This is a genomic window from Hymenobacter duratus, from assembly GCF_014698995.1.
In the GTDB taxonomy this organism is placed as follows: Bacteria; Bacteroidota; Bacteroidia; order Cytophagales; family Hymenobacteraceae; genus Hymenobacter; species Hymenobacter duratus.
The window spans coordinates 1,900,401-1,910,563 of record NZ_JACWZZ010000001.1; the positions used below are offsets into that span (position 1 = coordinate 1,900,401).

At 54.1% G+C, this 10,163-nt stretch carries 8 protein-coding genes and 1 tRNA gene; 5 read left to right on the plus strand and 4 right to left on the minus strand.

What is annotated here, in order from left to right; genetic code table 11:
* The first annotated feature begins 35 nt into the window (after positions 1-35).
* On the plus strand, positions 36-1,145 hold the full coding sequence (gene lpxB, locus IC231_RS07900; protein WP_190783933.1) for a lipid-A-disaccharide synthase: 1,110 nt from the start codon (positions 36-38) through the stop codon (positions 1,143-1,145).
* Positions 1,146-1,225: 80 nt separating this feature from the next.
* On the opposite strand, the gene clpX is transcribed toward lpxB, so the two are convergent.
* From clpX to IC231_RS07920, 4 genes are all read right to left on the minus strand, one after another.
* Complete coding sequence (gene clpX, locus IC231_RS07905; protein ID WP_190783934.1) at positions 1,226-2,449, minus strand: ATP-dependent Clp protease ATP-binding subunit ClpX; 1,224 nt, start codon at positions 2,447-2,449, stop codon at positions 1,226-1,228.
* A gap of 191 nt (positions 2,450-2,640) precedes the next feature.
* On the minus strand, positions 2,641-3,348 hold the full coding sequence (locus IC231_RS07910) for a ClpP family protease (protein ID WP_262892753.1): 708 nt from the start codon (positions 3,346-3,348) through the stop codon (positions 2,641-2,643).
* Positions 3,349-3,460: 112 nt separating this feature from the next.
* On the minus strand, positions 3,461-4,789 hold the full coding sequence (gene tig, locus IC231_RS07915; protein ID WP_190783935.1) for a trigger factor: 1,329 nt from the start codon (positions 4,787-4,789) through the stop codon (positions 3,461-3,463).
* A 123-nt stretch (positions 4,790-4,912) separates the two neighbouring features.
* Positions 4,913-4,994: transfer RNA gene (locus tag IC231_RS07920), tRNA-Leu, on the minus strand.
* A gap of 230 nt (positions 4,995-5,224) precedes the next feature.
* Here IC231_RS07920 and IC231_RS07925 point away from each other — a divergent pair.
* The 4 genes from IC231_RS07925 (at position 5,225) to IC231_RS07940 (ending at position 9,663) form a co-directional block, all read left to right on the plus strand.
* Positions 5,225-7,432, plus strand: a complete 2,208-nt coding sequence (locus tag IC231_RS07925) for a RelA/SpoT family protein (protein ID WP_190783936.1) — start codon at positions 5,225-5,227, stop codon at positions 7,430-7,432.
* Positions 7,433-7,574: 142 nt separating this feature from the next.
* Positions 7,575-8,048: a Fur family transcriptional regulator gene (locus IC231_RS07930; protein ID WP_185889286.1), complete on the plus strand. Its 474-nt coding sequence runs from the start codon at positions 7,575-7,577 to the stop codon at positions 8,046-8,048.
* Complete coding sequence (locus IC231_RS07935) at positions 8,045-8,392, plus strand: STAS domain-containing protein (RefSeq protein ID WP_190783937.1); 348 nt, start codon at positions 8,045-8,047, stop codon at positions 8,390-8,392. Before IC231_RS07930 ends, IC231_RS07935 begins: the two co-directional genes overlap by 4 nt.
* Positions 8,392-9,663: an adenylosuccinate synthase gene (locus IC231_RS07940; RefSeq protein WP_190783938.1), complete on the plus strand. Its 1,272-nt coding sequence runs from the start codon at positions 8,392-8,394 to the stop codon at positions 9,661-9,663. Before IC231_RS07935 ends, IC231_RS07940 begins: the two co-directional genes overlap by 1 nt.
* The last annotated feature ends 500 nt before the right edge of the window (positions 9,664-10,163 follow it).

The window sequence follows — 10,163 nt, forward strand, 5'->3', positions numbered from 1 at the left end:
TCCCGATTCTTAATTACTAATTCTTAATACAACAAATGAAATACTACCTCATTGCTGGCGAACGGTCCGGCGACTTTCATGCTGCCAGTCTCATGTCAGAGCTGCAGCAGCAGGATCCGCAGGCCGAGTTCCGCTTCTGGGGCGGCGACCAGATGCAGGCAGTAGGAGGTACCCAAGTGCGTCATTACCAGGAAATGGCCATCATGGGTTTCTGGGAAGCCGCTACCAGCCTGCTCAAGTTCCGGGGCTACCTGAAGCAAGTACAGCAGGATTTGCTGCAGTATAAGCCCGATGTATTGATTCTGGTAGATTACGCCGGTTTCAACCTGCGCGTAGCCAAGTTTGCCAAGGCCCAGGGAATTAAGGTGTTTTATTATATCTCGCCGAAAATATGGGCCTGGAATCAGAGCCGCGTGCATACTGTCAAGAAGTTGGTAGACAAGATGTTCGTCATCCTGCCCTTTGAGAAGGAATTCTACCAGCGCTTTGGCTATGACGTAGATTATATCGGCAACCCTATTGCCGATTCCGTGGCCGAGCACCAAACGTCCCCCGACTTCTACCAGCGCAACCACCTCGACCCGAAACGGCCCATTATTGCGGTGCTGCCCGGTTCGCGCAAGCAGGAAATCGAAGAAATGCTCTACGAAATGACGGCCATCATTCCGCCATTTCTGGACTACCAGTTCATCGTCGCCGGCGTTGATAACCTGGACCCGAACTACTACGCCCACTTCGAGCGCAACAACGTCCGCATTATCTTCGACCAGACCTACGACCTGCTGGCCCACGCCAAAGCGGCCCTCGTCACGAGCGGCACCGCCACGCTGGAAACCGCCTTGTTCGATGTACCGCAGGTGGTGTGCTACCGCACCAGTGCCGTGTCGTATGCTATTGGTAAAGCCGTCATCAAAGTCCCGTACATCTCCCTTGTCAACCTCATTGCTGACAAGGAAGTGGTGAAAGAGTTGATCCAGGGCGACTTCAACTCCCGCAACCTCGTCACGGAGCTGAAAAAGGTAACTGCCGACGAAGCATTCATTGCCCAGCAGAAAGCCGGCTATGCCGAAATCCGCGAGAAACTAGGCCAGCAGAACTCCGCCGAAAAAGCCGCTAAGCTGATGGTGGGGTATTTGAAAAAGTAGATCATAGCCAGCAGACAACTAAAAAGAAAAGCGGCTCTCCATGTAGTGAGCCGCTTTTCTTTTTAGTTGTCTGCTGGCTTCTACGCCGCGCGCAGCTGCTTAATAGCCGTCTGCTCGAACTTGCTCCGGGCGTATTCCTCATCAATCACCAGTTCTTTCACACCTTCCTCAGAAGGCATGTCGAACATGGCGTCGGTCATGATGCCTTCGCAGATGCTGCGCAGTCCGCGGGCGCCGAGGCGGTACTCGTCGGCTTTCACTACAATGTACTCCAGCGCACCTTCCGAGAAGCTGAGCTGAATGCCTTCCATGTCGAAGAGGCGCTGGTACTGCTTCACGATGGAGTTCTTGGGCTCCGTCAGGATTTTGCGCAGCGTGGCGTGGTCGAGCGGGTTGAGGTGCGTGAGTACTGGCAGGCGGCCAATCAGCTCCGGAATCAGCCCGAAGGCTTTCAGATCCTGGGCCGTTACATAGCGCAGGAAGTTGTTAGTGTCCACCTTCTCGTCCAGCTGGGTTTTGGCGAAACCAATCGGCTTGGTGTTGAGGCGATTTTTGATGATACGCTCAATGCCCACGAAGGCGCCGCCGCAAATGAACAGGATGTTCTCGGTGTTCACCGTAATCATCTTCTGCTCGGGGTGCTTGCGGCCGCCGTGCGGGGGCACGTTCACCGTGGTGCCTTCCAGCAGCTTCAGCATGGCCTGCTGCACGCCTTCGCCGCTCACGTCCCTGGTGATGCTGGGGTTGTCGCTCTTGCGGGCAATCTTATCAATTTCGTCGATGTACACTATGCCGCGCTCGGCGGCTTCCACGTTGTAGTCGGCAGCCTGCAGCAACCGCGTCAGGATGCTTTCCACGTCTTCACCTACGTAGCCGGCTTCGGTAAGTACAGTAGCATCAGCAATGCAGAAAGGCACCTGCAGAATGTTGGCCAGCATGCGCGTCAGGAACGTTTTACCGGTACCGGTTTCGCCCACCATGATGATGTTGGACTTCTCAATCACCACATCGTCCTTCTGCGGCTTCTGCATCAGGCGCTTGTAGTGGTTGTACACCGCCACCGACATCACCTTCTTGGCTTCATCCTGGCCTACCACGTACTGGTCGAGGTAGTCCTTCATTTCGCGTGGCTTCACGAGGTTGAACTTCGGCGCTTTCGAGTTCGTCCGAATCTTATTTTCCTCGTTTAGAATCTGCTGGGCCTGCCCGACACACCGCTCACAGATGTGCGCGTTGATGCCGGAAATCATAACCGAGACGTCTTTTTTATTCTTTCCGCAGAAAGAACACGTTATATCTGCCATTGCCAGGGAAGCTCTCAGGGTAGGGGAGGGTAGGCTGTTTACACTAAACCTACCTCAAAGGTACGAAAAGGCCAACGCCCCACAGAGTTAAAAAAGTGCCGTCGGGGTTGCCTTCTACTAAAAAGAAAAAGCCCGCCGAAGCGGGCTTTTTACTATACAAGCGTCATTCAGAATGACGTGAAAGGAAGAAATTACGCCTTCTTCTTTTCCAGAACTTCGTCAATCAGGCCGTATTCCTTCGCCTCATCAGCACGCATCCAGTAGTCACGGTCCGAGTTGTCGTGGATTTCCTGGTAAGTTTTGCCGGTGTGGTCAGCCAGAATGTCGTACAACTCTTTCTTGAGTTTCAGAATCTCACGAGCTGTGATTTCGATATCCGACGACTGGCCTTGCGCACCACCCGAAGGCTGGTGAATCATGACGCGGGCGTGGGGCAGGGCCGAACGTTTGTCCTTGGCACCACCAGCCAGCAGCACGGCACCCATGGAGGCAGCCAGACCCGTGCAGATAGTGGCCACATCGGGGTTCACATACTGCATGGTGTCATAGATACCGAGGCCGGCATACACCGAGCCACCAGGCGAGTTGATGTAGAGCAGAATATCCTTCTTGGCGTCTACGGACTCCAGAAACAGCATCTGCGCCGTCAGGATATTGGCAATATAATCGTCAACGGCCGTACCCAGGAACACAATCCGGTCCATGATCAGGCGCGAAAACACGTCAATTTCAGCAAAGCGCGTCGGACGTTCCTCAATTACCGACCGGGTCATGCCGGTAGGCATAATCAGACCGTTGCGAGTCTGGCCTTCTACGTGCTGGATGTATTGGTCAACGCCCAGACCGTTCAGGCCCTGGCCTTTAACGGCAAATTTGCGGAACTCTTGTTTATTCAGCATGGGAGAAAAAGTGGGAGATGAAATGTGTCAAACCGAAACCGACGGGCAACAAAAAAGCCCATACGGCAAGTAAGGGCTTTTTTGTTGGTTCGAAAACCGGAAATGTCAGCGCTTAGCCAGCATTCTGATTGCGGAAGTCCTCGGCCGTAATCGGGTTGTCGTTAACAACAACTTTGCCGCGCAGGTTTTCCAGCACTTTCTCTGCCAGAATGGCTTCATACTCCTGTACGTAGTTTTTGCCGTTTTCCTGGCGCAGGAAGTTGTCAGCAAAGCCGCGTACCGACTCTTCCAGCTCCGGGGTCATTTCCATGTTGAACTGGCCCAGAATCTTCTGCATTGTGCGGTCCACGATTTCCTCGTTGTCCACTTTCAGGCCCTGCTCTTCCACCACTTTGTTGCGGATCAGGCTCCACTTCAACTCCTTCTCGTAGTCGTCGTAGTGCTCCTCAATCTGCTCGGGAGTCAGCTTGCCTTCGTTAGCGCGCAGCAACCACTTCTTGAAGAACTCCTTCGGAATCTCAATCGTGGTGTTTTCCAGCATCTTGTCGATGATCTGGCGGCTCACCAGGTTGTCAGCTTCCCGATCGTAGTTTTCCTGTACCGTGCCCCGGATTTTCTCGTCGTACTCTTCTTTCGAAGTCACGATATCCTTGCCGAACACTTTGTCGAACAGTTCCTGATTGTGCTCCGGCGTAACAGTGCGGTTCACTTTGTCCACGGTCAGCGTGTAGTCGCCTTCCACAGCCGCTGCTTCCTCCTTGCCGAAGCCGGTGAAGTTGCGGATAGCAGTAGCGTCGCCACCGAACGAATCTTTCAGGTCGAAGGTCACAACGTCGCCAGCTTTTACGCCTACAAACTTGTCAGCACCTTTCGTCACTTTGCTCGTGGGCAGCAGCACCTGGCGGCCTTCGCCTTCTTCGTCCGCCTTTTTCAGCTTGCCGAAGATGTAGTCGCCAGCTTCCGACGCCTCAGGCTCCGAGGTTTCGCCGAACTGGCGGCCAATCTGCTCGTAGGTTTCGTTGAGCGTATTCTCGTCGAGGTCTACCTTGTGGCGGTCCACCGAAATGCTCTGGTCGGCGGGCAGCTCGAAGTTAGGCAGCAAGCCCAGCTCGAACTGGAAAGCAAAATCCTTCTGCGCGTCCAGGTCGATGTTGTTCGACATCGGCAGGGGCTCGCCCAGGATTTTGAGGTCGTTTTCCTTGATGTAGCCATCTACCGCCTTGCCCAGCAACGCGTTGATTTCGTCGGCCAGGATGCCTTTACCATACATTTTGCGCACCAGTGTAGCCGGCACTTTGCCCGGCCGGAACCCTTTGATCTGCGCCTTTTTGCTGTATTCCTTCAGCTTGGCATCTACGGCAGGAGCGTAGTCAGCCTCCGTGAGATGTACTGTCAGGATGGCATTCAGCTGGTCGTCTTTTTTGTCGAGGGTAATGTCCAAAACGAGAGGTCGGTTAAGGGTACTACGTGTGGTAAACAGCGGGCTAGCCCGGTTAAAAAGAAACCCCCAACGGGTGGGTTGAGGGTTGAGAAGCGGTTTTTAGAGTAAAAACCTAAACTATAGTGCGGATGGAGGGACTCGAACCCACACGCCTTGCGGCACCAGATCCTAAGTCTGGCACGTCTACCAATTTCGCCACATCCGCGTCCTGAGGCCAAGTGCCTTGGGGGCGCAAAGCTACAGAAGCCAACCGGAAATTCCAACGCAGTATTCACTTTAGCTGCGTTGCTAAGGCGGGTACTGCGCACCTTATGAGCCGCAGGCTTGTTATATGGGCAAAAACCGGCAAATTCTCCTGTGTACTGGTCCAAGCTGGGGCCTGATGCCGTACTTTAGCACTCATTGACTCTGGCGCTCTGGCGCCGCCCGTGTAGCATGGCCACCCTCATCGACCCCGAAGTAGAGCGTCAGGAAATCCTGCGCCACTACCGCCGCCTCCTCCGCACCGCCAAACCGTACCTCAAGCCCGGCGACGCCAAACTCATCAAAAAAGCCTTCAATACCTCTTTGGAGGCGCACAAGGAAATGCGCCGCAAGTCCGGCGAGCCATATATTCTGCACCCGCTGGCGGTAGCCCAGATTGTGGTAGAGGAAATAGGACTGGGTACCACTAGCATTGTGGCGGCGCTGCTGCACGATGTGGTGGAAGACACACCCTGGGAAATTGCTGATGTAGAGCGGGAGTTCGGGACGAAGGTCGCCCGCATTGTGGATGGCCTGACCAAAATTTCGGGCGTCTTCGAATACGGCACTTCGGAGCAGGCCGAAAACTTCCGCAAGATGTTGCTCACACTGTCGGAAGATGTGCGCGTGATTCTCATCAAGCTCGCCGACCGCCTGCACAACATGCGGACTCTCGACTCGATGCCGCGTCACAAGCAGCTCAAGATTTCCTCCGAAACCATCTACCTCTACGCGCCGCTGGCGCACCGCTTGGGCCTCTATGCCATCAAGACGGAGCTGGAAGACCTTCACCTAAAATACACCGATACGGAGGTGTATAACGAGCTGGTGAACCGCGTGCGCCAGAGCCGTAGTGCCCGCAACCGGTTCATCAAGGAGTTTGTGCAGCCCATTGATGAAGAGCTGGCGGCCCAGGGCTTCTTATTCGAAATCAAAGGCCGGCCCAAGAGCATCTACTCCATCCTCAAGAAGATGCGCAAGCAGAACATCACCTTCGACGAGGTGTACGACCTGTTTGCCATTCGCGTGATTCTGGATGTGCCGCAGGAGCAGGAGAAGGCCGCTTGCTGGCAGGTGTATAGTATCGTCACGGACTTCTACCAGCCCAACCCCGACCGCCTGCGCGACTGGGTGAGCACGCCCAAGGCCAACGGCTACGAGAGCCTCCATACCACGGTCATGAGCCGTTCGGGCCAGTGGGTGGAAGTGCAGATTCGGAGCCGCCGCATGGACGATATTGCCGAGAAGGGCTACGCCGCGCACTGGAAATACAAGGACACTGGTGTTCCGCAGCCCGAATCAACGCTGGAAGCCTGGATCAACAAGGTGCGCGAGATGCTCGAAACCAACAACTCCAGCGCCCTGGAGTTCATGGACGAGTTCCGCCAAAACCTCTTCGTGAAGGAAGTTTACGCCTTCACGCCCAAAGGCAAGCTGATCATTCTGCCGGATAAGGCCACTGCCCTGGACTTTGCCTTCGATATCCACACCCACATCGGGTTGCAGTGCCTCGGGGCCAAAGTAAACCAGAAGCTGCAGCCGCTCAGCTACCAGCTCCGCAACGGCGACCAAGTAGAAATTTTGACCTCGCAGCGCCAGAAGCCTACTGAAGAGTGGCTGCAGTACGTTATTACGTCCAAGGCCCGTTCCAAAATCAAGGACTGGCTCCGTGACGACAAGCGCGCCAAGGCCGAAGACGGACGCTTCCTGGTGGAAAAGCGCCTGGAACTGCTGGGAATAGAGTTTACGCCCGAAAACCTCAACCGGCTGCTGGCTCATTTCAACACCTACAGCACGCAGGAATTTTTTTACCGCGTAGCCATTGGGCAGGTTGATGGGCGCGAAATAAAAACCGAGCTGTTCGACCCCAATATTGAAGTGCCCCGCCTGCCTTCCATGCTGGAGCCCAAAGCTTTTGACCATGAGGTGCAGAAAGTACGCGGCGTAAATGCCAATATGCTCGTCATCGGGGAGCGGACAGACAAATTCGATTACACCATTGCGCCCTGTTGTAACCCAATTCCCGGCGATGATGTGTTTGGGTTTGAAACCGAAGATGGCATCGTTATCCATCGTACGTCCTGTCCCAAGGCCGTGCAGATGATGTCCAACTACGGCAACCGGATCGTGCGCGCCAAATGGACCGATCAGCTGGAGCTGGCGTTTCTGGCGGGTATCCGCATCAAAGGCTCCGATAGGGTAGGGCTGGTAAACGATGTCACGCGCATCATCAGCAACAGCCTGAAGGTAAACATGCGCTCCATCACTATCGACTCTGATGATGGTATGTTCGAGGGCCAGATTATGGTGTTCGTCAACGATACCGACCACTTGACCAAGCTGATTCAGCGCCTATCACGGGTAAACGGGGTGCTGCAGGTGGAGCGCTTCGATACGTAAGTTATAAATAGCTTTAAAATAGAGTGTGAGTATAAAATGGCACATAAAAAAGCGGCTTTCCTTTGCTATCCAGCCAGCTTAAGTGTCCACCGATTGTTATCTAGTACCTTTGCACCACTCCTTATATATAAGGTTGCCTAAGATGCCTGATAAAGAAAAGTACGAGGAGGTAAAGAAGATCTTTACCGCTTACCTCGAAAACAAAGGCTTGCGCAAGACGTCAGAGCGCTACGCCATTCTGGAAGAAATTTATTCCCGCACCGGTCACTTCGATGTAGAGGAACTCTACGCCGGCATGAAGGAGCAAGGCCTGCAGGTGAGCCGGGCAACGGTGTACAATACCCTCGACCTGCTGGTAGAGCATGGCCTTGTCAGCAAACACCAGTTCGGCCGTAACTTGGCGCAGTATGAGAAATCGTACGGCTACCGTCAGCACGACCACGTGATTTGTACCGAGTGCCATAAGGTGGTTGAATTCTGCGACCCGCGCATTCATGGCATCCAGACGATGGTCGGGGAGTTACTCAACTTCCATATCTTGCATCACTCTTTGAACCTTTACGGCGTATGCGGCGACTGCCGTGCCAAAGCCGCTGCCCGCTCTCTAGCTGAATGAAAACCGAATCTACTGTCCAAGACGGCATCCTCTTTGTGCGCCTCTCCGGCGACCTTATCGGCAGCCCCGATACTCAGCAGCTTTTGCAATCCGTTGATCAGCACCTAGGCGAAGATGTTCGCCATTGTGCCGTCGATCTGTCCGAAATCCGCTACATCAATAGCACCGGTATCGGCGTGCTGGTGTCGTTGCTGACCAAGTTTCGTAGCCGCGGCGGTGAGCTGGTACTCATAAATCCTGCGGATCATCCACGCAAGATGCTCGCTCTGACCAAGCTGAACGCTATTTTTTCCATCGCAGACGACGAGCAGTCGGCTGCCCAACAGTTGAAAGCCGCAAACTAATGCCCGTTGACGTACTAGTAGGATTGCAGTGGGGGGATGAAGGCAAAGGCAAGATTGTCGATGTGCTGGCCCCCACCTACGATGTAGTAGCCCGCTTCCAGGGTGGCCCCAATGCCGGCCACACCCTCTATTTCGATGGTATCAAGCATGTGTTGCACCAGGTGCCATCCGGAATTTTCCATCCGCACATCATCAATGTTGTCGGCAACGGTGTCGTGCTCGACCCGGTAGTGTTCCGCCAGGAGCTCCAAAAACTCACCGACCGTGGCATCGATTGGGGCAAGACTCTTTACATCTCGCGCAAGGCCCAGCTGATTCTGCCTTCGCACCGCGCCCTCGACCGTATCAACGAAGAGGCACGCGGCGGCAGCAAAATTGGCTCTACTCTGAAAGGAATCGGGCCTACGTACCAGGATAAAATTGGCCGTACCGGTCTTCGTGTCGGCGATATTCTGCTCCCCGACTTCCAGCAGCGCTACCAGGAGGCCGTATCCCGCCACGCTACTCTCTCTGAATTCCACGGCCGCGGCCTCGAAATTGAAGAATTCGAGGCCGATTTCTTTTCCGCCGTAGAATTTCTGCGTACCCTCAAGCTCACCGACACAGAGTATCTGCTGAATGACTTGTTAAAACAAGGCAAAAACATTCTGGCGGAAGGGGCCCAAGGCTCTATGCTGGATATTGATTTTGGTACGTATCCGTACGTTACTTCTTCCAGCACTATTGTAGCTGGTGCCTGCACTGGCCTTGGCATTGCGCCGCAGCATATCCAGAAGGTATATGGCATCAGCAAGGCATATTGCACGCGTGTAGGCAGCGGGCCGTTCCCAACCGAGTTGCACGACGAAGTAGGGGAGCAGATTCGGCAGGCGGGCCGCGAGTTTGGCTCTACCACAGGCCGACCCCGCCGTTGCGGGTGGATTGATCTGCCGGCTCTACGCTACAGCATCATGCTCAACGGTGTCACCGAGATTCATCTGATGAAAGCCGACGTACTCGATGAGTTTGACGAAATCCGAGTCTGCACTCATTACCAGTTTCCCGATGGTCGTCTCACCGACCAACTCCCAGACCACGGCGACTTGGAAAACATGCAGCCGGTATACGTTAGCCTCCCCGGCTGGAAAGTAACCCTGCAGTCTATATCGGACCCCACGGCTCTTCCGGCAGCCCTCACCTCTTATATAGAGTACCTGGAACGGTACTTGTCAGTGCCAGTAAGCATCGTGAGTGTTGGACCTGACCGAAAGAGCACCTTACGGTTAAAGTAGAAACCCATTAAATGAGCGAGCCGGGATGCCTATATAAGGCGTCCCGGCTCGCTCATTTAGTGCTGTAAACAATTTAGTATTTGATTTTCAGGATAGTAGCTAAAACATCATGTGCAGTGCAAGAGAAGTTTACACTACACGCTTGCTTTTCTAGATGTATCGTCGCACCTTTGCACTCCCAAATCGAAAGGATATGGGTCGAAAGTAGCAAAGTGAAAAAAAGAGTTTGGTTGATGAAAAACAACTCTTACCTTTGCAGCCCGCTTCGATCGGAAGCGGTTGCAGGTTCTGAGAAAAGCACTAAAAAGTTTTTCGCTCAGAACTTGGAAACGAAGAAAAGGTACTTACCTTTGCAGCCCGCCGCGCTTCGAACGAGAAGCGAAACGGGGCGACAGGAAAAAAGAAAGCAACTTTTTCTTGTCAGTTGGAAAAACGGTGTTACCTTTGCAGCCCGCTTCGATCGGAAGCCGGCATACGGACTCAGCGGATGAGTCACTGAG